The sequence below is a fragment of the Pseudomonas sp. B16(2017) genome, assembly GCF_002113205.1.
Classification (GTDB): Bacteria; Pseudomonadota; Gammaproteobacteria; order Pseudomonadales; family Pseudomonadaceae; genus Aquipseudomonas; species Aquipseudomonas pharyngis.
The window spans coordinates 1-22,978 of the sequence record NZ_NEKA01000018.1; the positions used below are offsets into that span (position 1 = coordinate 1).

Annotated in this window: 21 protein-coding genes; 14 read left to right on the forward strand and 7 right to left on the reverse strand. The window is 61.0% G+C overall.

Features of this window, described 5'->3' with window-relative positions:
• Window positions 1–174: 174 nt before the first annotated feature.
• Together CAG25_RS24675 and CAG25_RS24680 are read right to left on the reverse strand one after the other, a co-directional pair.
• Window positions 175–417 (reverse strand): DUF1652 domain-containing protein, encoded by a 243-nt coding sequence (locus tag CAG25_RS24675; protein WP_085613184.1) that lies wholly within the window; start codon window positions 415–417, stop codon window positions 175–177.
• Window positions 418–607: 190 nt separating this feature from the next.
• A complete protein-coding gene (locus CAG25_RS24680; protein WP_085613185.1) occupies window positions 608–2,098 on the reverse strand; it encodes a helix-turn-helix transcriptional regulator in 1,491 nt (496 codons plus the stop codon).
• Window positions 2,099–2,268: 170 nt separating this feature from the next.
• On the opposite strand from CAG25_RS24680, the gene CAG25_RS24685 reads away from it, so the two are divergent.
• On the forward strand, window positions 2,269–2,475 hold the full coding sequence (locus CAG25_RS24685) for a hypothetical protein (RefSeq protein WP_039767201.1): 207 nt from the start codon (window positions 2,269–2,271) through the stop codon (window positions 2,473–2,475).
• 60 nt (window positions 2,476–2,535) lie between these two features.
• Here CAG25_RS24685 and CAG25_RS24690 read toward each other — a convergent pair whose 3' ends face one another.
• Entirely contained in the window at window positions 2,536–3,819 is a 1,284-nt protein-coding gene (locus CAG25_RS24690; RefSeq protein WP_085613186.1) for a Zn-dependent hydrolase, read from the reverse strand.
• A 30-nt stretch (window positions 3,820–3,849) separates the two neighbouring features.
• Complete coding sequence (locus tag CAG25_RS24695) at window positions 3,850–5,334, reverse strand: NCS1 family nucleobase:cation symporter-1 (RefSeq protein WP_085613187.1); 1,485 nt, start codon at window positions 5,332–5,334, stop codon at window positions 3,850–3,852.
• A gap of 620 nt (window positions 5,335–5,954) precedes the next feature.
• On the opposite strand from CAG25_RS24695, the gene hydA reads away from it, so the two are divergent.
• The 3 genes from hydA to preA all read left to right on the forward strand — a co-directional run bounded on the left by hydA (window position 5,955) and on the right by preA (window position 10,122).
• Entirely contained in the window at window positions 5,955–7,394 is a 1,440-nt protein-coding gene (gene hydA, locus CAG25_RS24700) for a dihydropyrimidinase (RefSeq protein WP_085613188.1), read from the forward strand.
• Window positions 7,395–7,479: 85 nt separating this feature from the next.
• The gene (locus CAG25_RS24705) at window positions 7,480–8,847 is read left to right on the forward strand and encodes an NAD(P)-dependent oxidoreductase (protein WP_085613189.1); all 1,368 of its coding nucleotides are present in this window, start codon (window positions 7,480–7,482) and stop codon (window positions 8,845–8,847) included.
• Window positions 8,848–10,122 carry an NAD-dependent dihydropyrimidine dehydrogenase subunit PreA gene (gene preA, locus CAG25_RS24710; RefSeq protein ID WP_085613190.1) on the forward strand — a complete coding sequence of 425 codons (1,275 nt, stop codon included), beginning with the start codon at window positions 8,848–8,850 and terminating at the stop codon, window positions 10,120–10,122.
• Window positions 10,123–10,231: 109 nt separating this feature from the next.
• On the opposite strand, the gene CAG25_RS24715 is transcribed toward preA, so the two are convergent.
• Complete coding sequence (locus CAG25_RS24715) at window positions 10,232–10,852, reverse strand: TetR/AcrR family transcriptional regulator (RefSeq protein ID WP_007952885.1); 621 nt, start codon at window positions 10,850–10,852, stop codon at window positions 10,232–10,234.
• A 146-nt stretch (window positions 10,853–10,998) separates the two neighbouring features.
• Here CAG25_RS24715 and CAG25_RS24720 point away from each other — a divergent pair, with 146 nt between their 5' ends.
• Genes CAG25_RS24720 through copD form a run of 3 tightly spaced genes read left to right on the forward strand, consistent with a single transcriptional unit; the run spans window position 10,999 to window position 12,704 of the window.
• Entirely contained in the window at window positions 10,999–11,433 is a 435-nt protein-coding gene (locus CAG25_RS24720; protein WP_085613191.1) for a GNAT family N-acetyltransferase, read from the forward strand.
• 47 nt (window positions 11,434–11,480) lie between these two features.
• Window positions 11,481–11,843, forward strand: coding sequence for a copper homeostasis periplasmic binding protein CopC (copC, locus tag CAG25_RS24725; RefSeq protein ID WP_085613192.1), 363 nt, complete (start codon window positions 11,481–11,483; stop codon window positions 11,841–11,843).
• Window positions 11,844–11,846: 3 nt separating this feature from the next.
• On the forward strand, window positions 11,847–12,704 hold the full coding sequence (gene copD, locus CAG25_RS24730; protein WP_085613193.1) for a copper homeostasis membrane protein CopD: 858 nt from the start codon (window positions 11,847–11,849) through the stop codon (window positions 12,702–12,704).
• Window positions 12,705–12,706: 2 nt separating this feature from the next.
• Here copD and CAG25_RS24735 read toward each other — a convergent pair whose 3' ends face one another.
• Together CAG25_RS24735 and CAG25_RS24740 are read right to left on the reverse strand one after the other, a co-directional pair.
• A complete protein-coding gene (locus tag CAG25_RS24735) occupies window positions 12,707–13,849 on the reverse strand; it encodes an HlyD family secretion protein (protein WP_085613194.1) in 1,143 nt (380 codons plus the stop codon).
• On the reverse strand, window positions 13,846–15,501 hold the full coding sequence (locus tag CAG25_RS24740; protein ID WP_085613195.1) for an MFS transporter: 1,656 nt from the start codon (window positions 15,499–15,501) through the stop codon (window positions 13,846–13,848). Before CAG25_RS24740 ends, CAG25_RS24735 begins: the two co-directional genes overlap by 4 nt.
• A 203-nt stretch (window positions 15,502–15,704) precedes the next feature.
• On the opposite strand from CAG25_RS24740, the gene CAG25_RS24745 reads away from it, so the two are divergent.
• The 7 genes from CAG25_RS24745 (at window position 15,705) to CAG25_RS24775 (ending at window position 22,949) form a co-directional block, all read left to right on the forward strand.
• Window positions 15,705–16,655 carry a polysaccharide deacetylase family protein gene (locus CAG25_RS24745; RefSeq protein ID WP_085613196.1) on the forward strand — a complete coding sequence of 317 codons (951 nt, stop codon included), beginning with the start codon at window positions 15,705–15,707 and terminating at the stop codon, window positions 16,653–16,655.
• Window positions 16,656–16,826: 171 nt separating this feature from the next.
• Complete coding sequence (locus CAG25_RS24750) at window positions 16,827–18,122, forward strand: OprD family porin (RefSeq protein WP_085613197.1); 1,296 nt, start codon at window positions 16,827–16,829, stop codon at window positions 18,120–18,122.
• A 149-nt stretch (window positions 18,123–18,271) separates the two neighbouring features.
• Window positions 18,272–19,096 carry an NAD(P)-dependent oxidoreductase gene (locus CAG25_RS24755; RefSeq protein WP_085613198.1) on the forward strand — a complete coding sequence of 275 codons (825 nt, stop codon included), beginning with the start codon at window positions 18,272–18,274 and terminating at the stop codon, window positions 19,094–19,096.
• 41 nt (window positions 19,097–19,137) lie between these two features.
• Window positions 19,138–20,031 (forward strand): SMP-30/gluconolactonase/LRE family protein, encoded by an 894-nt coding sequence (locus tag CAG25_RS24760; RefSeq protein ID WP_085613199.1) that lies wholly within the window; start codon window positions 19,138–19,140, stop codon window positions 20,029–20,031.
• 60 nt (window positions 20,032–20,091) lie between these two features.
• Window positions 20,092–21,063, forward strand: a complete 972-nt coding sequence (locus CAG25_RS24765) for a TRAP transporter substrate-binding protein (protein ID WP_039767234.1) — start codon at window positions 20,092–20,094, stop codon at window positions 21,061–21,063.
• Between the two features lie 78 nt (window positions 21,064–21,141).
• Window positions 21,142–21,669: a TRAP transporter small permease gene (locus CAG25_RS24770; RefSeq protein WP_039767235.1), complete on the forward strand. Its 528-nt coding sequence runs from the start codon at window positions 21,142–21,144 to the stop codon at window positions 21,667–21,669.
• Window positions 21,669–22,949, forward strand: coding sequence for a TRAP transporter large permease (locus CAG25_RS24775; RefSeq protein ID WP_039767236.1), 1,281 nt, complete (start codon window positions 21,669–21,671; stop codon window positions 22,947–22,949). The genes CAG25_RS24770 and CAG25_RS24775 overlap by 1 nt, the downstream gene beginning before the upstream one ends.
• Window positions 22,950–22,978 lie beyond the last annotated feature (29 nt).

The following is a 22,978-nucleotide window of genomic DNA, read 5'->3' on the forward strand; positions in this document are numbered from 1 at the left end:
TTTAAGGGCTCAACTGGCTAACAACGATTGGAACAAGGCGACAGGTGCCTTGACACGCACCGCGTTTGCCAAAAGTGACCCGCCGTAAGGGCGGAACCCCAAGAAGCCGTTACCGCAGCAGCGGATATTCACCCAAACCGAACAAGAATCTGGTCGGCCCAAAGGCCGCCAAGTTTAACTGGGCGAACGCAAAGAATTACTCTCAAGCTCATACCGCAACTCATCAACCAAAGCATCCACCGCTTCCGAAGTACGCAAGGCATCCAGACTCAACCCACTAATCACCAGATCAACCTGCCCTGAAGCCGGGTGATACAACTTCACAGTAAGGGAATGATCCCCATCCACCACACACTCACAAGCCAACGGCGAAAAACTACGCTCAAGTTGCGCCCGCAACTGCGCCAGATAAATCATCGCGCCAGCTCCGAAAATCGACGCAACACGCCAGGTTCAATGACAAACAACACATTCATGGTCTGATCCAATAACAACGACGGAAGGGACACGATCACGAACGAAACCCGCATCGCACCCCATCAGACTAAGAACTGCCTGCCTCGTGAGACACCCGAATTTGCACCCCATGAACTAGTGCATTTGCACCTTAACGCTGTCCCCGGCTGCTCCCCGAGAACAACCCCCGTTCGCGGGCCCAGACAATCGCCTCGCTGCGGCTGTGCACATCCAGCTTGGAATAAACCGTCGCCACATGATTGCGTACTGTATTCGGCGCCAGTTTCAACCGTGCAGCAATTTCCTTGTCCGCCAGCCCCTCGCAGATCAGCCCCAGAACATCGCGCTCGCGGGCGGTGAGATCGGTGAACGAAACGCTGGGCAACTGCGGCGAGTTGATCTTCTTCACATTGGCCAGCTTTTCGATCAGCGTGCGGCTGAACCACGACGCATCCTTCATCACCTCTTCAATCGCTGCCACAAGTTCAAGCTCAGTGTGCTTGCGCTCGGTGATGTCCATCAGCACCAGCAGATAGCACACCGTGTCCTGGATGTTGACGGTGTCAGCGGACACCGCGCACTCCAGCACTTCGGCGTTTTTCTTGCGGATTCGCATATCGGCGCGATCGACCCGGCCGGTCTTCTCCAGCGCCGCCAGCAAGCGGGCGCGCTCAGCCTGTTCATCGATGAAGTCCAGTTGCGCGACGGTCTTGCCGAGCACGTCGTCGCTGTCGTAAGCCAAGGTATCGAGGAAGGCCTGGTTGACATCGATCAGCCGCTGCTCGTCGGCACTGCAAATCAGGATCGGCACCGGCGTCAGGCGAAAGGCCTTGGCGAACCGTTCCTCACTCTGGCGCAGGGCGACCTCGGCCTTGTGCCGGGGCTCCATGTCGACGAACGAAAACAGCATGCAGTCTTCGTCGTTGAGCACCAACGGCTGGCCGGCGACGATAACCTGTTTGCTGCCACCGTCCGGCAGACGCAGTTCGGCCTGCATCTGCGGAATGGTCGCGACATCACGCAGGCGCTGGATCGCCAGATCCTTGCGCTCGGCCCGTTCGAGAATATCCAGCTCATAAGTCGAGGCGCCGATCACCTGATCGCGGGCGTAGCCGGTCATTTCCAGAAATCCCGGATTGACCTTGATATAACGCAGATCGCTGAGGCGGCAGATCACCGCAGGCGCCGGGTTGGCATTGAAGGTTTTTTCAAAGCGCTGCTCGGCGTTGGCCCAATCGGTGACGTCGCTCATGATCAGCACCAGCGACTCGATGTCGCCGTCGCGATCGGTCAGCACCATGCTCCGCACGCTGTGTACCCAGGTGCGTTCCTCGTCACTGCACGGGGAGACTTCGACCAGCACGTCGCTGAAGGTTTCGCCGGCGGCCACACGGCAGATCGGGTACTGCTCCGGTGCCAGCGCGTGGTTGTTGCGATACCGCAGATTGAAGCGCTCGGCATATTCCCCGGCGTTGTTGCCCAGCTCTCCGATGCGGCTGACGCCATGCATCGCCAGCGCCGCTTCATTGGCCCAGAGAATCGTCTGGTCGATCTCCAGCAGAATCACCCCGTCGGACAGCCCGGCAATGATTTGCTGCAACTGACGGCGATTGGTTTCGGTGGTCAGGACGTCCCGGCTCATTGATTCTCCACAAGTTCGCGCATGTGAAATTTACGACCGCGGACGGTTGTGATCGTGCCAACCACGATTGAGCGTTGACTATTCGCGCCTCGCGGCTTTCTCGTCTAACGTTAGTACCTCGACGGATTGTGTCCGCGCCTGCGGCCGGGCATCTGATCAAGGAGAGACAAATGACGAGCGACCGTATTACCGAACGGACCTATCGCACGTGGTCCACACCCATTCTGTTGGAGCTGAAAAAGCGCGAACACCAGATGGACCCGGCAGAGCGGCAGGCACTGGAAAACGTGATGATCGAAAGAAGGCTGTTGAACATCGGCAGCCCGGATGGCAAGGAACGGCGCAAGGCAGAGCTGAGCCACAAAAGAACAACTTGAGCCGGGTGTCTGTGGCGATCTGCCAGATCGCCACAATCTCTTGCCTACCCAACCCTGGCTTTACGCCGCGCGTTGCTTGCCCGCCACCGCCGCCGAAGCCGCCAGCATCGCCCGCAGCAACACCGCACAGCCGGCCGCCAGATCGTCCGGCGCGGCGTTTTCGATTTCGTTGTGGCTGATACCGCCTTCGCACGGCACGAAAATCATCCCGGCCGGGCCCAGTTCGGCGAGGAAAATCGCGTCGTGGCCGGCGCCGCTGACAATGTCCATGTGCGACAGGCCCAGACCTTTGGCGGCGCCGCGCACGGCTTCGACGCAGCCTTTTTCGAAGTACAGCGGCGGGAAGTCGGCGGTCGGGGTCAGTTCATAGGTCAGGCCGTGTTCTTCGCAGGTGGCTTCGATGACTTGCTTGACCTCGGCGATCATCGAGTCGAGGCGTGCCGGTTCCAAATGCCGGAAATCGAGGGTCATGCGCACTTCGCCGGGAATGACGTTGCGTGAGCCGGGATAGGCTTGCAGGCAACCGACCGTGCCGCAGGCGTGGGGTTGGTGGCCGAGGGCAGCGCGATTGACCGCGCCGACGATCACCGAGGCGCCGACCAGAGCGTCCTTGCGCAGGTGCATCGGGGTCGGACCGGCGTGGGCTTCGACGCCGCGCAGTTTCAGGTCGAACCACTTCTGCCCCAGTGCGCCGAGTACTACGCCGATGGTTTTGTGTTCGTCCTCAAGAATCGGGCCTTGCTCGATATGCGCTTCGAAATAGGCGCCGACCTTGTGCCCGCTGACCTTGCGCGGTCCGGCGTAACCGATGGCGTTCAACGCTTCGCCAACCGTTATGCCGTCGGCATCGACCTTGGCCAGGGTTTCTTCGAGGGTGAATTTTTCTGCGAACACGCCGGAGCCCATCATGCACGGGGCGAAGCGCGAGCCTTCTTCGTTGGTCCAGACCACCACTTCCAGCGGCGCCTCGGTTTCCACGCCCAAATCATTGAGGGTGCGCAGCACTTCGACGCCGGCGAGCACGCCGAAGCAGCCGTCGAACTTGCCACCAGTGGGCTGGGTGTCGATGTGGCTGCCGGTCATCACCGGGGGCAGGTTCGGGTTGCGGCCGGGGCGGCGGGCGAAGATGTTGCCGACTTCATCGACCGTGACGCTGCAACCGGCGTCCTTGCACCACTGCACGAACAGGTCGCGGGCCTGGCGGTCGAGGTCGGTCAGGGCCAGGCGACAGACCCCGCCCTTGACCGTGGCGCCGAGCTTCGCCAGCTCCATGAGCGACGCCCATAAGCGGTCGCGGTTGATGTGCTGATGGGTCGATTGCAGAACGTCTACGGCTGCGTTCATGGGGATCTCCTCAGGCAGTTCTTATGGGAATTACAACGGCGATTTGACGGCCACCGGCGTCGCACGCATCGCGCACAACCCGTAATAGATCAACCCGCCCAGCGCCGAGCCGGTGAACCAGCCGTAGCTGTAGAACCAGCTGAATGCGCTGCTGCCCAGCGACAGCAGGGTCAGCACCACCGGCACGCCAAAGGCGATGAATCCGGACCAGTTCCACGCCGGGTACACGTCGTCGCGGTACAGGCCAGCCAGGTCCAGTTGCTGTTTCTTGATCAGGAAATAGTCCACCACCATGATCCCTGCAATCGGTCCGAGCAGGCTGGAATAGCCCAGCAGCCAGTTCGAATACACGGTTTCCAGGCTGACATCGGAGACGATCAGCCCGAGCTTCTTCAGCAGCTCATGGCCCATCAGCGCCAGACCGACGAACCCGGTGAGAATCACCGCTTTGGTGCGGTTGATGACTTTGGGCGCGATGTTCTGGAAGTCGTTGGTTGGCGAGACGATGTTGGCGGCAGTGTTGGTCGACAGCGTAGCGATGATGATCAGCGCCATGGCCACCGCGACCCACACCGGGCTCTGGATATGACCGATCAAAGTCACCGGATCGGAGACGCTGACGCCCACCAGTTTCACCGAGGCGGCGGTCATCACCACGCCCAGTGCGGCGAACAGGAACATGGTCAGCGGCAGACCGAAAATCTGCCCGAGGATCTGATCCTTCTGGCTGCGGGCATAACGGCTGAAGTCAGGAATGTTCAGCGACAACGTGGCCCAGAAACCGACCATCGCCGTCAGCCCGGCGGCGAAGTAGCTCACCACGCTCGCGCCTTCGGGACGCTTCGGCGGAATCGCCAGCAACTCGGTCATTGACACATTCGGCATGGCCCACACCAGCAACCCGATGCCAACCGCCACCAGCAGCGGCGCCGACAGGGTTTCCAGCCATTTGATCGACTCGGCGCCACGGATCACCACCCACAGGTTGAGCGCCCAGAAGACCATGAAACCGATCACCTCTCCCGTCCCGCCGAGGGATTTCCAGCCCTCGAACACCGAGCCGAGAAACAGGTGAATCGCCAGCCCGCCGAACATGGTCTGGATGCCGAACCAGCCGCACGCCACCAGCGCGCGGATCAGGCACGGTACGTTGGAGCCGAGAATGCCGAACGACGAACGCAGCAGCACCGGAAACGGAATCCCGTATTTGGTGCCGGGAAACGCGTTGAGCGTGAGAGGAATCAGGACGATGACGTTGGCAAACAGAATCGCCAGCAAGGCTTCGCCGACGGTGAGGCCGAAATACGCGGTGAGCACACCACCGAGGGTGTAGGTCGGCACGCAGATCGACATGCCGACCCACAGCGCGGTGATGTGCCATTTGTTCCAGGTTCGTTCGCGCACCTTGGTCGGTGCCATGTCGTGGTTGTAACGGGGACTGTCGAGGACGTCGCTGCCGGCTTCGAGTTCGAACAAGCCGTCGCGCTCGGTCACTTGCGATCTGTTCTGCTGCATGGCCGCTCCACTGTTCTTCTGATTATTTTTTGCTCATCAGGCGGCTGCACACGCAGGTGCGAGCCGGACGATGGCCGGAGGAACTGACAACTTTCATGCACCGGCCATGGTGTCAGCGGCGGCATCAATAAACGTGCCGGGGGAACCGCTTGGCGCTGGGACCGTGCTTCGATCTTTTTGTAACTGACTGATGTTTATCAGTTTTAATTATTCACCTTGTGAGGCCGCGAAAACTTGACTGAACACTCAGGCTAAATGCCAGGCAAGTTGTCCGAACTGTCAGGACTCAATCTGGTGCACTGCATTATTTTTCTTCAGGACGCCTCACTCTCCGCTTAACTTCAAGCGGCTGATTTCACATAGGAAATCTTGCTCATATTTCCAACCTGTCAAGTGCGTCAAAATGGTGAAGCGCCTCACCATTTTGGTGATTTCGTATTTTTATCTTTATTTATCAGCCACTTAAAACAGTCATAAGCTTATAAAAAATAATCTTGATCAATTGCAGAACTGCGACTAGCGTCTATTCCTGACAGCGCTGACAAGATTACGCATTTGGCGCTGCAGACAATAAAACACTAGAACCGGCACAAGTCGGTCATGCCTGCGAGGAACTCGGAATGTCTCTGTTGATCCGTGGCGCCACCGTTGTTACCCATGATGAAAGTTACCGCGCCGATGTCTATTGCGCTGACGGCGTGATCAAAGCCATTGGTGAAAACCTGGATGTTCCCGCCGGCGCCGAAATGCTCGACGGCAGCGGTCAATACCTGATGCCCGGCGGCATCGATCCGCACACCCACATGCAACTCCCGTTCATGGGCACCGTGGCCAGCGAAGACTTCTACAGCGGCACCGCCGCTGGCCTGGCCGGCGGCACCACCTCGATCATCGATTTCGTGATTCCCAATCCGCAGCAATCGCTGCTCGAGGCGTTTCACCAGTGGCGCGGCTGGGCGGAAAAGTCCGCCTCCGACTACGGCTTCCACGTCGCGATCACTTGGTGGAGCGAGCAGGTGCGGGAGGAAATGGCCGAGCTGGTCAGCCATCACGGGATCAACAGCTTCAAGCATTTCATGGCCTACAAGAACGCGATCATGGCCGCCGATGACACGCTGGTGGCGAGCTTCGAGCGCTGCCTGGAGCTCGGCGCGGTGCCGACCGTGCACGCGGAAAACGGCGAGCTGGTTTATCACCTGCAACGCAAGTTGATGGCCCAGGGCATCACCGGGCCGGAAGCGCATCCGCTGTCGCGGCCATCTCAGGTCGAAGGTGAAGCCGCGAGCCGGGCAATCCGGATCGCTGAAACCATCGGCACGCCGCTGTACCTGGTGCATGTTTCGACCAAAGAGGCCCTCGACGAAATCACCTATGCCCGCAGCAAGGGCCAACCGGTTTACGGCGAAGTGCTGGCCGGGCATCTGCTGCTGGACGACAGTGTCTACCAGCACCCGGACTGGCAGACCGCCGCCGGTTACGTGATGAGCCCGCCGTTCCGTCCGCGCGGGCATCAGGACGCGCTTTGGCATGGCTTGCAGAGCGGCAATCTGCACACCACCGCCACCGACCACTGCTGCTTCTGCGCCGAGCAGAAAGCCGCCGGCCGTGACGATTTCAGCAAGATCCCCAACGGCACCGCCGGCATCGAAGACCGCATGGCGGTGTTGTGGGATGAAGGGGTGAACTCGGGGCGGTTGTCGATGCAGGACTTCGTCGCCCTCACCTCCACCAACACCGCGAAAATCTTCAATCTCTATCCGCGCAAGGGCGCGATCCGCGTCGGCGCCGATGCCGACCTGGTGCTGTGGGACCCGCAAGGCACTCGCACCATCTCTGCCAAGACCCACCATCAGCAGGTGGACTTCAACATCTTCGAAGGCAAGACCGTGACCGGTGTGCCGAGCCATACCGTCAGCCAGGGCCGGGTGGTCTGGGCCGACGGCGACCTGCGCGCCGAGCGTGGCGCAGGCCGCTATATCGAACGGCCGGCGTATCCGGCGGTGTTTGATTTGCTGAGCAAGCGGGCGGAGTTGCACAGGCCTGTGACCGTCAAGCGCTGATCAGAGCGTGGGAACGATCAACACTACAAAAAAACCACTGCCCGACAGAGGCAGAAAACCTCAATTAACCGTGAGGCAAAAAATCGTGATCGAGACCCTGAACCATCTCCCGCACCCGCACGAAAGTGCGGCCGCCCTCGCCGGCCATTTCACCGATCTGGCGCCGCCGCTCAACGACCGCCAGGCACATCTGGAAGCCTCGCGCTGCCTGTATTGCTACGACGCGCCGTGCGTGAACGCGTGCCCGAGCGAGATCGACATTCCGTCGTTCATCCGCAATATCCATCAGGACAACGTGCCAGGCGCGGCGCAGAAAATCCTTTCGGCAAACATCCTCGGCGGCAGTTGCGCCCGAGTCTGTCCGACCGAGATCCTCTGCCAGCAAGCCTGCGTGCGCAACAACGCCCACGAATGCGCGCCGGTGCTGATCGGCCTGCTGCAGCGTTATGCCGTGGACAACGCGCACTTCACCGAGCATCCGTTCCAGCGCGCCGCCGCCACCGGCAAACGCATCGCCGTGGTCGGTGCCGGCCCGGCGGGTTTGTCCTGCGCGCATCGCAGCGCCATGCACGGCCATGACGTGGTGATTTTCGAAGCGCGGGAGAAGGCTGGCGGGCTCAACGAATACGGGATCGCCAAATACAAACTGGTCGACGACTACGCGCAGAAGGAGCTGGATTTCCTCCTGCAGATCGGCGGCATCGAAATCCGCCACGGACAGAAACTCGGCGACAACCTGACTTTGAGCGAACTGCATCAACAGTTCGACGCAGTGTTCCTCGGCCTCGGTCTTAATGCGAGCAAGCAACTCGGCCTGGCCCACGAAGACGCCCCCGGCCTGCTCGCCGCCACCGACTACATCCGCGAACTGCGTCAGGCCGACGACCTGTCGCAACTGCCGTTGGCCGAACACTGCATCGTCCTCGGCGCCGGCAACACCGCCATCGACATGGCCGTGCAAATGGCCCGCCTCGGTGCCCGCGACGTCAACCTGGTCTATCGCCGTGGCGCAGCGGACATGGGCGCCACCGGCCATGAACAAGACATCGCCAAGGCCAATCAGGTGCGGCTGCTGACCTGGGCACAACCGGAGGAAGTGCTGCTCGACGCTCAAGGCAAAGTACGCGGCATGCGCTTCGCCCGCACCCAGCTGGTGGACGGTCGCCTGCAAAACACCGGCGAGACTTTCGAGCTGGCCGCCGATGCGATCTTCAAAGCCATCGGCCAGGCCTTCGACGGCAGCGCCCTCGCCGACCCACTGGCCCGCGAACTCAAGCGTCAGGGCGAACGGATTCAGGTCGATGAAAACCTGCGCACCAGCATCCCCGGCGTCTATGCCGGCGGCGACTGCACCGGCCTCGATCAGGACCTGACCGTGCAAGCGGTGCAACACGGCAAGCGCGCCGCCGAGGCGATCAACGCTCAACTGATGCTCAATGTGGAGGCTGCGTAAATGGCCGATCTCTCGATTGTCTTCGCCGGTATCAAAGCCCCCAATCCGTTCTGGCTGGCCTCCGCGCCGCCGACCGACAAGGCCTACAACGTGGTGCGCGCCTTCGAAGCCGGCTGGGGTGGCGTGGTCTGGAAAACCCTGGGTGAAGACCCGGCGGCGGTCAACGTGTCTTCGCGTTATTCGGCGCATTACGGCAACAACCGCGAAGTGCTGGGCATCAACAACATCGAACTGATCACCGACCGCTCGCTGGAAATCAACCTGCGGGAAATCACTCAGGTGAAAAAGGATTGGCCGGACCGCGCGCTGATCGTTTCGCTGATGGTGCCGTGCGTCGAAGAGTCGTGGAAACACATCCTGCCGCTGGTGGAAGCCACCGGCGCTGATGGCATCGAACTGAATTTCGGCTGCCCCCACGGCATGCCGGAACGTGGCATGGGCGCGGCGGTCGGTCAGGTGCCGGAGTACGTCGAACAGGTTACGCGCTGGTGCAAGACCTATTGCTCGCTGCCGGTGATCGTCAAGCTGACGCCGAACATCACCGACATCCGCGTCGCCGCCCGCGCTGCGCACCGGGGTGGCGCGGATGCAGTATCGCTGATCAACACCATCAACTCGATCACCAGCGTCGACCTGGAACGCATGGTCGCCCTGCCCACCGTCGGCAGCAAAAGCACCCACGGCGGGTATTGCGGTTCGGCGGTCAAGCCGATCGCGCTGAACATGGTCGCGGAAATCGCCCGTGATCCGCAGACCCAGGGCCTGCCGATCTGCGGCATTGGCGGCATTGGCAGCTGGCGCGACGCGGCGGAGTTCATCGCTTTGGGCAGCGGCGCGGTGCAGGTGTGCACGGCGGCGATGCTGCATGGCTTCCGGATTGTCGATGAAATGAAGGATGGCCTGTCGCGGTGGATGGACAGTCAGGGTTACGCCAGCATCGCCGAGTTTTCCGGGCGTGCGGTGGGCAATACGATCGACTGGAAGTACCTGGACATCAACTATCAGGTGATCGCGAAGATCGACCAGGAGGCGTGCATCGGTTGCGGGCGTTGCCACATTGCCTGCGAGGACACGTCACACCAGGCGATCATCAGCCTGAAACAGGCCGATGGTACGCATAAATATGAAGTGATCGATGATGAGTGTGTGGGGTGCAATCTGTGCCAGATCACTTGTCCGGTGGCGGATTGCATCGAGATGGTGCCGATGGAAACGGGCAAGCCGTTTCTGGACTGGAATCATGATCCGCGCAATCCCTATCACGTCAGCCCTTGAATGATCGTTCCCACGCTCCGCGTGGGAATGCAGCCCGGGACGCTCTGCGTCCCACTGGAACGCGGAGCGTCACTTGAGGCATTCCCACGCGGAGCGTGGGAACGATCAGTTACGGTTCTAATCCGATCCCCCGCAAAATCACGCTAGTCACCGTCTGCACCGCCCGCTCGAACTGCATGTCCGACAACGGCTGGTGCTCATTCAGAATATTCACCTGATGATCAAAGTCGGCATAGTGCTGGGTTGAGGCCCAGATCATGTACAGCAGGCTCGACGGCTCCACCGGCAGAATCCGCTTGTCCTCCACCCACTGCCGGATCTTCGCCTCCTTCATCTTCGCCCAGTCGTACAGGCTCACATCCAGCGCCTCGCCGAGGGTCGGCGCGCCGTGGATGATTTCGTTGGCCCAGACTTTCGACCCGTAAGGCCGGCTGCGCGAGTGGTTCATCTTGGCGCGGATGTAGCTGCTGAGCACCACGCGCGGATCGTCGAACATCTCGAAGCACAGCGCGTCCTGCTTCCACACTTCCAGCAGGTCGAACAGCACCGCGCTGTACAGCTCGCTCTTGGTCGAAAAGTAGTAATGCAGGTTGGATCGCGGCAATTGCACTTCAGCAGCGATGTCGGCCATGGCGGTGCCGCCGAAACCTTTTTCGGCGAAGACTTTTTCCGCCGCCAGCAGGATCTTGTCGACGTTGGTGCGGCGGATTTCGATCTTGTGATTGCCCATGAGGGCTCCCTGAAGACAACGTGGTTGAAGACTAGCATCCGCTCTGGGCAAGGGGCGACAGCCAAGAACGATTCTTCACACACTTGGGCTTTTTTCTGGTTTAGGATCGCCCTCCTTCTCCCCGTCAGACACTGAAGGATCTGCCCATGACCATTCGAAAGCGCATCGCTGCGGATGATCCGCAGCTCGCCGCACTGTGGGAGCGCTCGGTCCGCGCCACCCACGATTTCCTCCCGGAAGACGACATCCATAGGCTGTTCCCGCTGGTGCGTGACACCTACCTGCCCGCGCTGGATGTGCAGGTTTTCGAAAACCCCGATCAATCCCCGGCAGGCTTCATCGCCACCGACGACGACACCGTGCAGATGCTATTCATCGACCCGGCCCAGCGTGGCCAGGGGATCGGCCGGCGCTTGCTCGACCATGTCCGCCGCCCACTGCTGAAGGTCGACGTCAACGAACAGAACCCGCAAGCCCACGGCTTCTACCGTCACTACGGATTCGAAGACATCGGCCGCTCGGCACTCGACGGCGAAGGCCGGCCCTTTCCGGTCATTCACATGCGCCTGAAAGCCCTGTGATCCAGGTTCTATACTCAGCCCGCCATTTCACTGAAAGGAATCTTTCCATGCCGATGAAAAAACTCTTCACCGCTGGCGCGCTGCTGGCTTCGCTGATCGTCACTTCCCAGGCGTTCGCACACGCCCATCTGAAAAGCCAGACTCCGGCTGCCGACAGCACCGTCGCCGCACCGGCAGATCTGCGCCTGGTGTTTTCCGAAGGCGTCGAAGCCAGCTTCACCAAAGTCACCGTGACCCACGACGGCAAGCCGGTGGCGGTCAAACCGCTGACCACCGAAGGTGACAAGAAAACCCTGATCGTCACCCCCGAAGCACCGCTGACCGCTGGCGAATACAAGGTCGAATGGCATGCGGTGTCGGTCGACACACACAAAAGCGAAGGCGCCTATCAGTTCAAGGTTGGCCAGTAATTCATGAGTGAAGCGCTGCTGCTGTGCCGGTTCCTGCATTTCATCGTGGTGTTGATGCTGTTCGGGGCCTGGCTGTTCCGGCCGCTGCTGCTCAAAGGTGAAGCGCCGGCGCTGGATCGGCAGCTGGCGCGACTGTCCCGCTGGTTGGCGGCGATTGCCTTGGCCAGCGGCGTCACCTGGGCGTTGTTGATTACCGCAAGCATGGCCGGTTCGGCGGCTGCCGCGTTTGATCCGCCCACCGTCGAGCTGGTTCTCGGTCATACGTTTTTCGGTCAGGTCTGGCGCTGGCATCTGCTGATCAATGCCCTGTTGCTGGCGTTGCTGTTTACGCCGTGGCGTTCGAACCGGCCATTGCGGTTGGGCCTGAGCGCGCTGCTGCTGATGACGCTGGCACCAGTCGGACACGGCGCGATGCTCGACGGTTTCAGTGGCCAGATGCTGATCCTCAATCAGGTCATTCACCTGACCTGCGTCGGCGCCTGGCTCGGTGGGTTGTTGATGCTGGTGATGATCCTGCGCCAACCTGACAAAGACATGCGCGAAGTCTTGCAGCGTTTCAGCGGGCTCGGTTACGCACTGGTCGCCGGCCTGCTGATCACTGGTTTGATCAACGTGCGCGTGCTCACCGGCCAATGGTGGCCGACACCGCTGTTCTCGGGCTTCGCCCTGATCCTGTTGATCAAGGCGCTGCTGGTGTTTGGCATGCTCGCCCTGGCGCTGTTCAATCGCCTGCGGATCAACGATTGCGAACAGCGGCTCGACACCCTCAAGCGCAGCGTCATGCTCGAATGGCTGCTGGGGATCGGCGCCGTGGCGGCGGTTTCCGTGCTTGGCACCTTGCCGCCGATGATCGCCGCCTGAGGTCAGTGTTTCTGGGTGTCACCCGCCGCCGTATCAATGCTGACCACCACCGACATCCCCGGCCGCAGGCGCTCGCTCTCCTGCTGATCCGGATCGATGGTGATGCGCACCGGCACCCGCTGGGCGATTTTCACGAAGTTGCCGGTGGCGTTATCGGCCTGCAACAACGCGAATTCGGAACCGGTGCCCGGCGAGATGTGCTGCACGTGGCCGGTGAATTTGCGGTGGTTCAAACCATCGACGGTGAAGCTCGCCGGTTGCCCGACGCGCACATTGTCCATCTGGGTTTCCTTGAGGTTGGCGATCACCCATTTCTGGTTCGGCACCAGCGCCATCAACTGCGCCCCGGAGTTGACGTAGGCGCCGAGACGCACGCCGATCTGCCCGAGCTGACCGTCGCGCGGGGCGATGATCCGGGTGTTGGACAAATCGATCCGCGCCAGCTGCACCGCCGCCTCGGCGCTGGTCACCGCCGCTTCCAGCGAGCCGCGATTGACGATCACCGTTTGCAGATCCTGCCGGGCGATTTCCAGATTGGCCTTGGCCTGCGCCACCGAAGCAATGCTTTGTGCGTTGGCGGCCAGCGCCACGTCCATCTCGCGCTTGGACACGGAACCGTCATTGACCAGCGCCTTGTTGCGTCGCAAGTCAGCCTCGCTTTTGCGCAGCTGCGCTTCACTGTCGGCCACCACCGCCTGCCGCAGTTTGATCGTGGCTTCGGCGCTGTTGCGCTGCTGCACCACGTTGGCCAGCGAGGCCTTCTGTACCGCCAGTTGCGCCAGCGACTGGTCGAGACGTTGCTGATAGATGCGGTCATCGAGACGTACCAGCAAATCGCCCTCCTTCACAAACTGGAAATCCTGCACCGGCACTTCAAACACATAGCCACTGAGCTGCGGGCCGATGATCGTTACCTGACCGCGCACCAAGGCGTTTTCGGTGGTCTCAACTGCGCTGCTGAACGGCGGTAGCTGCCAGGCGTAAAGCACGATCAGCACGCCGACGATGGCAATCGCGGCAAACCCCAGCGATGAGATGATCCGCACCCGCAACGAGCGCGGCTCGGTGTTCGGTGATGACGGCGGCGCCACACCTTCAGGGGTGGCGGCGATGGCATTGGTGGTCGTAGTGGTCGGTTCGGTCATGAAGAAGTGGCACCGCTGGAAGGTACGGAAGGTGTCGGGGCGACGGCTTTGGTGGTACTGATCAGCCACAGCGCACGGATGGAAATCCAGATCATGGTCAGGATCGCGATCACCGCAATCAGCATGAACACATCGTTATAGGCCAGTACGTTGGCTTCGCGGGTGGCGGCATTGGCCAGACTGCGAATGCCTTGCAGGTTGCGCAGGCTCGGGTCGGCAATCACGGAGCCGACCGCCGATCCGCCGCTCTGTACCCGGGCGGCGACACGCGGGTCGGACATCACCAATTGCTCGACGATATGGCTGGAATGAAACTTCTCGCGCACGATCTGGAACGTCCCCAGCAACGCCGCGCCGATCAGGCCGCCGAGGTTGTTGCAGATCCCGAACAACACCGAAAAACTCACAAGGTTGCGCGGGTTGGTCAGCACGTTGCGCGTGCCCAGCACCATGGTCGGGCCGAGGAAGAACGTACTGCCGAACGCCAGCAGGAACTGGCTGAAATACAGGTTGCCGGGGCGGGTCAGGTTGTTCGATGAGCTGTCCATGATCGAGCCGGTGGCCATCAACGCCAGCGAAATGATCAGCGGCATCAACAGGTGTTTCGGGTCGATGGTCAGCGCACTGGTCAGCAGCCCGGCGACGCTGCCGATCAGCATCACCACATACAGGCTATGAAGCTGCTGGCTGCTCATGTTCAGGTTCTGCATGAAGCCCACGGCGCCGGTGGATTGCTCCGAGGTCACCATGCGAATCAGGATCACCGCCAGCGCCAGGCGGATCATCACCCCGCTGCCGAGCCAGCGGGTCATCAGCATCGGGTTGCTGCGGTTATGTTCGATGGCCAGCCCCGCGAGAATCAGCGCAATCGACGCGGCGAGGGCGATACCGATCCAGTCGGCCTCCAGCCACCAGTCGATCCGCCCCAGGGACAACACCGCGCACAACAGCGCGACGCCGCTGGCGAGGATCGCGAAGGTCAGGAAGTCGAGCGGTTCGAAGGTCTTGAACCGGTCACCCGGCGGCAGTTTGAGCATCAGGACGCAGCCCAACGACAGCAGCGCCATACCCAGTTCAAACAGGTACAGGCCGCGCCATTCGGCGATCTGCAGCAGGTCTTCGGAAAACAGTCGCGCCAGTGGCAAGGCCAGCTGTGAGGTGCCGAGGCCCAGCACCAGCGCCTTCATCCGCCATTTGGCCGGGAACGCCTGCACCATGTAATACAGGCCCAGTGAACTGAGCGCCGCGCCAACCATGCCGTGGGCCGCACGCACGGCGATCGCCGAATTCAGGTCATTGACGAACAGATGGCCGAAGGTCACCAGCGCATACAGCACCAGAAACACCTCGGTGAACGCCCGCAGGCCGAACTGCTGGCGAAACTTCACCAGCAGCAGGTTCATCGACACGTTGGTCATCACATACGCCGCCGGCAGCCAGGCCATCTCCGCCGTCGTCGCCCCGAGCGCGCCTTGCAGATAAGGCAGGTTGGCGACCACCAGCGCATTACCCAGCCCACCGGTTACCGCCACCAGCAAGCCCACCAGCGCATAAGCCAGACGCTTGGGGTTGGAGTGCAGCGGCGTCGAGGGGGAACCGGGCAGACTGGGCTTCTCGTGCGGCTGCCAGTTGCGCGGGGCGTATTGATCCATTGAAAGGCCTTGTCTTGTAGTCGCTTAAGTGTGCCGCAAATCCTGGCCAAACACCTATCCAGTGTGGGAGCGAGCCTGCTCCCACAAGGGATTTTGGGTGGATTCGTAAATTTTGTTTAAAGGTCATCTCGCCCGCAGCGGATTTTTCCCAAGCGTAGCGGATGCCAACCTTGCAGCACTTCTCAACCTGCAAGGTGCCCGATATGACCTCTCCCCGTTGGCAACGCTCCCCGCGTCTGCTGAAAAACCTGCTGGCCGCCGCGCTGTTGCTGCCAGCCCTCGCTTTTGCCCAGGAACGCCCGTGGCCGGACGGCTCGCAACTGGTGATTTCGGTGTCGATGCAATTCGAAACCGGCGGTCAGCCCGAAGGCGCTGAAAGTCCGTTTTCCGGTACACCGCTGCCAAAAGGCTACCCGGATCTACCGGCGCAGACCTGGTTCGATTACGGCTACAAGGAAGGCCTGTGGCGCATGCTCGATCTGTGGGATCGCACCGGCATCAAAGTCACCTCCCACGTGGTCGGCGAAGCGGCGCTCAAGCACCCGGAACTGGCCAAGGCGATTGCCGAGCGTGGCCATGAACTGGCGGCCCACGGCATGCGCTGGGCCGACTCGTACAACATGAATTACGCCCAGGAAAAACAGTTCATCGGTGATGGCGTCGCGGCGGTGGAAAAAATCACCGGTCAGCGCTCGGTCGGCTACAACGCCAACTGGCTGCGCCGCAGCCCCAATACGTTGAAGGTGCTGCAGGATCTGAATTTCACCTATCACATCGACGATGTCAGCCGCGACGAGCCGTTCGTGACCATGGTTCGCGGGCGAAAATTCGCCGTGGTGCCGTACACCCTGCGCAACAACGACATCGTGCTGGTCGAGGGCCGGCATTTCTCTGCCGAGCAGTTCTATCAGCAACTGGTGCTGGAATTCGATCGCCTCTACGCCGAAGGCGCGAGCAAGCGGCGGATGATGTCGGTGAGTCTGCACGACCGCATCGGCGGCACCCCGGCGATGATCGAGGCCATGGAGCGCTTCATCCGGTACGCCCAGTCGCATTCGAAGGTGAGTTTCATGCGCAAGGATCAGATCGCGCAGATAGTGCTGACCGAAAAAAATCCCCTGATCGATAACACTGAAGCGCTCTACAACCAGTAAACGTGCCGACAGCAGCCCTCTTCACAGCGCTTTGAGGGCTGCCCGCTCACCCAAAGTCATCGTACGACACCCTGTTGACTTTTCCGGAAAACCTCGCAAATATCCGCAACCATGTTGTACGACGACGTATAACAAATAATAAAAACAACAAATGAAACAGGGAGCGTCACAGTGAGCACACTCGTCTGCAATTCCGTCCGCACGTCCCGTTTTTCTATCCCCCGCCCGCGTTCCACCCTGAGCCTGATCGGCTGCGGCAGTCTCGCCCTCGCCTTGCCGATGAGCGCCGATGCCGAGGGCTTCCTCGAAGACAGCAAAGCCACGCTGAACCTGCGCAACGCCTACTTCAACCGCAACTTCGTCAACCCGAACTATCCCCAGGGCAAGGCTGAAGAGTGGACGCAGAACTTCATCCTCGACGCCAAATCCGGTTTCACCCAGGGCACCGTCGGCTTTGGCCTGGACGTGCTGGGTATGTATTCGCAGAAGCTCGATGGCGGTAAAGGTACGGGCGGTACGCAGTTGTTGCCGATTCACGATGACGGGCGTCCGGCGGACAACTTCGGGCGCCTCGGCGTAGCACTCAAGGCCAAGGTGTCGAAGACCGAATTGAAGGTCGGCGAGTGGATGCCGGTGTTGCCCATCCTGCGCTCGGACGACGGCCGCTCCCTGCCGCAGACGTTTCGCGGCGGCCAGATCACGTCTACCGAAATCAATGGCCTGACCCTTTACGGTGGCCAGTTCCGTGGCAACAGCCCGCGCAACGATGCCAGCATGGAAGACATGTCGATGAACGGCCGCGGCGCCTTCACCTCCGACCGCTTCAATTTCGGCGGCGGTGAATACACCTTTAACGACAAACGCACGCTTGTCGGTCTGTGGTACGCCGAACTCAGCGACATCTACCAACAGCAGTACTTCAACCTCAGCCACAGCCAGCCGCTGGGCGACTGGACGCTGGGCGCCAATCTCGGTTTATTCACCGGCAAGGAAGACGGCAGCGCCCAGGCCGGCGACCTCGACAACAAAACCGCATTCGCCATGCTCTCGGCCCGGTACGGCGGCAACACGTTCTACATCGGCCTGCAAAAGCTCAGCGGCGACGATGCCTGGATGCGCGTCAACGGCACCAGCGGCGGCACCCTGGCCAACGACAGCTACAACGCCAGTTACGACAACGCGCAGGAGCGTTCCTGGCAGATCCGCCACGACTACAACTTCGTAGTCCTCGGCGTCCCCGGGCTGACGCTGATGAACCGCTACATCAGCGGTGACAACGTGCACACCGGCACCATCACCGACGGCAAGGAATGGGGGCGCGAGTCGGAGCTGGCCTACACCGTGCAGAGCGGTCCGCTGAAAAACCTCAACGTCAAATGGCGCAACGCGACGATTCGCCGGGACTTCAGCACCAATGAATTCGACGAGAACCGGATCTTCATCAGTTACCCGATTTCGTTGTTGTAAACCCTGGCATGGGGTGAACGGAGGGTGAATCGGCCTTCCGTCACTTACACCGAAAGTCGCGTTGACAAGTTCCGGAAACCCTACCGATACTTCAGCGCAGTCATACGACAACCTACAACAAACCTAATAACAACGTGTAAGGGATTGCCATGACGTCCACCTCCACCGCCCCAACTCCGTTCAATCGCCTGCTGCTGACCGGCGCCGCCGGTGGCCTGGGCAAAGTCTTGCGTGAACGTCTGCGCCCGTATGCCAACGTGCTGCGCCTGTCGGACATCGCGGCCCTCGCCCCGGCCATCGATGACCGGGAAGAAGTCGTGCTCTGCGACCTCGCCGACAAAGCTGCCGTGCATCAGCTGGTCGAAGGCGTGGATGCGATCCTGCACTTCGGTGGCGTCTCGGTGGAGCGCCCCTTCGAAGAAATCCTCGGCGCCAACATCTGCGGCGTATTCCATATCTATGAAGCGGCACGCCGACACGGTGTGAAGCGGGTGATTTTCGCCAGCTCCAACCATGTCATCGGCTTCTACAAACAGAACGAACACCTCGACGCCAGCTCTGCTCGCCGTCCCGACGGCTACTACGGTCTGTCCAAGTCCTATGGCGAAGACATGGCCAGTTTCTACTTCGATCGCTATGGCATCGAAACTGTCAGCATCCGCATCGGCTCGTCGTTTCCCGAACCACAGAACCGCCGAATGATGCACACCTGGCTGAGCTTCGACGATCTCACCCAACTGCTCGAACGTTCGCTGTACACCCCCAACGTCGGCCACACCGTGGTTTATGGCATGTCCGCCAACAAGGATGTGTGGTGGGACAACCGCTTCGCCAGTCACCTCGGTTTCGAAGCCAGGGACACCTCCGAAGTGTTTCGCGAAAAGGTCGAGGCGCAGCCCATGCCGGCAGCCGATGACCCGGCGCGGATCTACCAGGGCGGAGCCTTCGTCGCGGCCGGCCCGTTCGGCGATTGACCGGCGCGATTCACGTCTCCAATAAAACCAAGGGAATGAGTATGCAAGCCGAATTGATCGTCGACGCCCGCAACGCGGTGGGTGAAAGCCCGGTCTGGGTATCGCAGGAGAACGCCTTGTACTGGGTCGATATCCCCAACGGTGGCCTGCAGCGCTGGAGTGCCGACACTGGCCATGTCCATGCCTGGAAGACTCCCGAAATGCTTGCCTGCCTCGCCCGCCACAGCAAGGGCGGTTGGGTTGCCGGGATGGAGAGCGGGTTCTTTCACTTGCAACCGCATGCCGATGGCAGCCTTGACAGCGACTTGCTCGCGACCGTGGAACACAGCCGCCAGGACATGCGCCTGAACGACGGTCGCTGCGACCGCCAGGGCCGGTTCTGGGCCGGCAGCATGGTGCTGAACATGGGCCTGAATCTGCCCGAGGGCCGGCTCTATCGTTACGGTGCCGGGCAAACAGGCGTGATCGAGGCACAGCTTGATGGCTTCATCGTGCCCAATGGCCTGGGCTTCAGCCCGGACGGCAAAACCATGTACCTGTCGGACTCGCACCCGAACGTCCAACTGATCTGGGCTTTCGATTACGACAACGAGACAGGCACACCCTCCAACCGGCGGGTGTTCGTGGACATGAACCATTTTTACGGCCGCCCCGACGGCGCTGCCGTGGATGCCGATGGCTGCTACTGGATCTGCGCCAACGACGTCGGCCTGATCCATCGTTTTACCCCCGACGGTCGCCTTGACCGCTCGCTGCAGGTACCGGTGAAAAAACCCACCATGTGCGCCTTCGGCGGCAGCCGGATGGACACCTTGTTCGTGACTTCGATTCGCCCCGGCGACGACCAGGATCCGCAGTCCCTGGCCGGCGGCGTGTTCGCCCTCAACCCCGGCGTCAAAGGCCTGCCGGAGCCAATGTTCGACGATCTGCTGTAACCCGCCCTTGCTGCATTGCTGTGCCTTGAACACAAAAATAACAAGACTGGAGAACCCCTCATGGACTTCAAACGCACGTTGCTCGCCGCCGCCCTCCCCCTCGCGCTCACCTTCGGCAGCGCGGCCCAGGCGCTGGAAATCAAATTCGCCGACATCCACCCCGCCGGGTATCCGACCGTGGTCGCCGAAGAACAGTTGGGCAAGACCCTGGTTGCCGAAAGTGACGGCAAGCTGACCTTCAAGATGTTCCCCGGCGGTGTACTCGGCTCGGAAAAGGAAGTGGTCGAACAGGCCCAGGTCGGCGCCATCCAGATGGCCCGTGTCAGCCTCGGGATTGTCGGCCCTGTGGTGCCGGACGTGAACGTGTTCAACATGCCGTTCGTGTTCCGTGACCAGGCGCACATGCGCAAAATCATCGACGGTGAAATCGGTGACGAGATCCTCGACAAGATCACCAACTCCGAATTCAACCTCGTGGCGCTGGCGTGGATGGATGGCGGCACGCGCAACATCTACACCAAGAAACCGGTGCGCAGCCTGGCGGACCTCAAGGGCATGAAAATCCGCGTGCAGGGCAACCCGATGTTCATCGAAACCATCAACGCCATGGGCGGCAACGGTATTGCCATGGACACCGGCGAAATCTTCAGTGCCCTGCAGACCGGCGTCATCGATGGCGCGGAAAACAATCCGCCGACCCTGCTTGAACACAACCACTACCAGAACGCCAAGTTCTACAGCCTGACCGGGCACCTGATCCTGCCCGAGCCCATCGTGATGTCGAAAATCACCTGGGAAAAACTCAGCCCCGATCAGCAGACGCTGGTGAAAAAAGCCGCCAAGGCTGCGCAGGCCCAGGAGCGCACCTTGTGGGATGCCAAGTCGGCCAGCAGTGAAGAGAAACTCAAGGCCGCTGGCGTCGAGTTCATCACCGTCGACAAGAAACCCTTCTACGAGGCCACCGCTTCGATCCGCGAAAAATACGGCGCGCCCTACGTCGACCTGATCAAACGCATCGAAGCCGTTCAGTAACCTCCCTGCCCTCAATACAAGGCCCGGCAGCGCTGGCGTCGCTCGACGCTCACGCCTGCCCGGTTACGGTGGAACCCGATGAAGAATTTGCTGCTGCGCATCAATGACCGGATCTACATGGCCTGCATCTGGGTCGCCGGTCTGTCGGTGCTGACCATTTCCCTGATCATTCCCTGGGGCGTGTTCGCCCGTTACGTCCTCGGCACCGGTTCAAGCTGGCCGGAGCCCACCGCCATCCTGCTGATGATGGTTTTCACCTTCATCGGTGCCGCCGCCAGCTATCGCGCCGGCGCGCACATGGCGGTGGCGATGGTCACCGACCGCCTGCAACCGAACATGCGTCGAACCATGAGCATCGTTTCCCAAGTGCTCATGGGCACCATCTGCCTGTTCATGACCATCTGGGGCACCAAGCTCTGCCTGTCGACGTGGAACCAGTTCATGAGCGCCCTGCCGACATTGCGCGTCGGCATCACCTACATGCCGATCCCGATTGGCGGCGCGCTGACGCTGATTTTCGTGCTGGAAAAACTCTTGCTCGGCGATCAAAGCAATCGCCGCGTGGTGCGATTCGACCTGGTTGAAGAAAACGAAGGGGCTGCCTGATGGACGCATTGATTCTGCTGGGCAGTTTTATCGCACTGATCCTGATCGGCATGCCGGTGGCCTATGCGCTCGGGCTGTCGGCCCTGATTGGCGCTTGGTGGATCGACATCCCGTTCCAGGCCTTGATGATCCAGGTGGCGGGCGGGGTGAACAAATTCTCGCTGCTGGCGATTCCGTTCTTCGTGCTCGCCGGCGCAATCATGGCCGAGGGCGGCATGTCGCGACGGCTGGTGGCGTTCGCCGGGGTTCTGGTGGGCTTCGTGCGTGGCGGGCTGTCGCTGGTCAACATCATGGCCTCGACGTTTTTTGGTGCGATTTCCGGCTCGTCGGTGGCCGATACCGCGTCGGTGGGTTCGGTACTGATCCCGGAAATGGAGCGCAAGGGTTATCCCCGGGACTTCTCCACGGCAGTGACCGTCAGTGGTTCGGTGCAGGCCTTGCTGACTCCGCCGAGTCACAACTCGGTGCTCTACTCGCTGGCAGCCGGCGGCACCGTGTCCATCGCTTCGCTGTTCATGGCCGGTGTCGTGCCGGGCCTGCTGATGAGCGCGTGCCTGATGGTGCTTTGCCTGATCTTCGCGCGCAAACGCGACTATCCCAAAGGCGAAGTGATCCCGATGCGCGAAGCCTTGAAGATCTGCGGCGAAGCGCTGTGGGGGCTGATGGCGATGGTGATCATTCTCGGCGGGATTCTCTCGGGGATCTTCACGGCCACCGAGTCGGCGGCCATCGCCGTGCTGTGGTCGTTTTTCGTCACCATGTTCATCTACCGCGACTACAAATGGAGTGAGCTGCCGAAACTGATGCATCGCACGGTGCGCACCATTTCCATCGTGATGATCCTGATCGGCTTCGCCGCCAGCTTCGGCTACATCATGACCCTGATGCAGATCCCGGCGAAAATCACCACGCTGTTCCTGACCCTGTCCGACAACCGCTACGTGATCCTGATGTGCATCAACGTCATGCTGCTGTTGCTCGGCACCGTGATGGACATGGCGCCGCTGATCCTGATCCTTACGCCGATTCTGATGCCGGTGATCCTCGGAATCGGCGTCGACCCGGTGCAGTTCGGCATGATCATGCTGGTCAACCTCGGCATCGGCCTGATAACGCCGCCGGTGGGCGCCGTGCTGTTCGTGGGTTCTGCGGTGGGCAAGGTCAGCATCGAAAGCACCGTGAAGGCGCTGCTGCCGTTCTATGCGGTGCTGTTCCTGGTGCTGATGCTGGTGACCTATGTTCCGGCACTGTCGCTGTGGTTACCGCACCTGGTGTTGTAACGCGATCACTGTGGCGAGGGCGCTTGCTC

What these genes read in the sequence shown, in the direction of transcription:
- copC (WP_085613192.1), top strand. Translation starts at nt 11,481, where the DNA reads ATGCCGATGAAAAAACTCTTCACCGCTGGCGCGCTGCTGGCTTCGCTG.
- CAG25_RS24735 (WP_085613194.1), bottom strand. Translation starts at nt 13,849, where the DNA reads ATGACCGAACCGACCACTACGACCACCAATGCCATCGCCGCCACCCCT.
- CAG25_RS24765 (WP_039767234.1), top strand. Translation starts at nt 20,092, where the DNA reads ATGGACTTCAAACGCACGTTGCTCGCCGCCGCCCTCCCCCTCGCGCTC.
- CAG25_RS24770 (WP_039767235.1), top strand. Translation starts at nt 21,142, where the DNA reads ATGAAGAATTTGCTGCTGCGCATCAATGACCGGATCTACATGGCCTGC.
- CAG25_RS24690 (WP_085613186.1), bottom strand. Translation starts at nt 3,819, where the DNA reads ATGAACGCAGCCGTAGACGTTCTGCAATCGACCCATCAGCACATCAAC.
- CAG25_RS24675 (WP_085613184.1), bottom strand. Translation starts at nt 417, where the DNA reads ATGATTTATCTGGCGCAGTTGCGGGCGCAACTTGAGCGTAGTTTTTCG.
- CAG25_RS24715 (WP_007952885.1), bottom strand. Translation starts at nt 10,852, where the DNA reads ATGGGCAATCACAAGATCGAAATCCGCCGCACCAACGTCGACAAGATC.
- CAG25_RS24695 (WP_085613187.1), bottom strand. Translation starts at nt 5,334, where the DNA reads ATGCAGCAGAACAGATCGCAAGTGACCGAGCGCGACGGCTTGTTCGAA.
- preA (WP_085613190.1), top strand. Translation starts at nt 8,848, where the DNA reads ATGGCCGATCTCTCGATTGTCTTCGCCGGTATCAAAGCCCCCAATCCG.
- CAG25_RS24740 (WP_085613195.1), bottom strand. Translation starts at nt 15,501, where the DNA reads ATGGATCAATACGCCCCGCGCAACTGGCAGCCGCACGAGAAGCCCAGT.
- copD (WP_085613193.1), top strand. Translation starts at nt 11,847, where the DNA reads ATGAGTGAAGCGCTGCTGCTGTGCCGGTTCCTGCATTTCATCGTGGTG.
- CAG25_RS24745 (WP_085613196.1), top strand. Translation starts at nt 15,705, where the DNA reads ATGACCTCTCCCCGTTGGCAACGCTCCCCGCGTCTGCTGAAAAACCTG.
- CAG25_RS24680 (WP_085613185.1), bottom strand. Translation starts at nt 2,098, where the DNA reads ATGAGCCGGGACGTCCTGACCACCGAAACCAATCGCCGTCAGTTGCAG.
- CAG25_RS24775 (WP_039767236.1), top strand. Translation starts at nt 21,669, where the DNA reads ATGGACGCATTGATTCTGCTGGGCAGTTTTATCGCACTGATCCTGATC.
- hydA (WP_085613188.1), top strand. Translation starts at nt 5,955, where the DNA reads ATGTCTCTGTTGATCCGTGGCGCCACCGTTGTTACCCATGATGAAAGT.
- CAG25_RS24760 (WP_085613199.1), top strand. Translation starts at nt 19,138, where the DNA reads ATGCAAGCCGAATTGATCGTCGACGCCCGCAACGCGGTGGGTGAAAGC.
- CAG25_RS24685 (WP_039767201.1), top strand. Translation starts at nt 2,269, where the DNA reads ATGACGAGCGACCGTATTACCGAACGGACCTATCGCACGTGGTCCACA.
- CAG25_RS24720 (WP_085613191.1), top strand. Translation starts at nt 10,999, where the DNA reads ATGACCATTCGAAAGCGCATCGCTGCGGATGATCCGCAGCTCGCCGCA.
- CAG25_RS24755 (WP_085613198.1), top strand. Translation starts at nt 18,272, where the DNA reads ATGACGTCCACCTCCACCGCCCCAACTCCGTTCAATCGCCTGCTGCTG.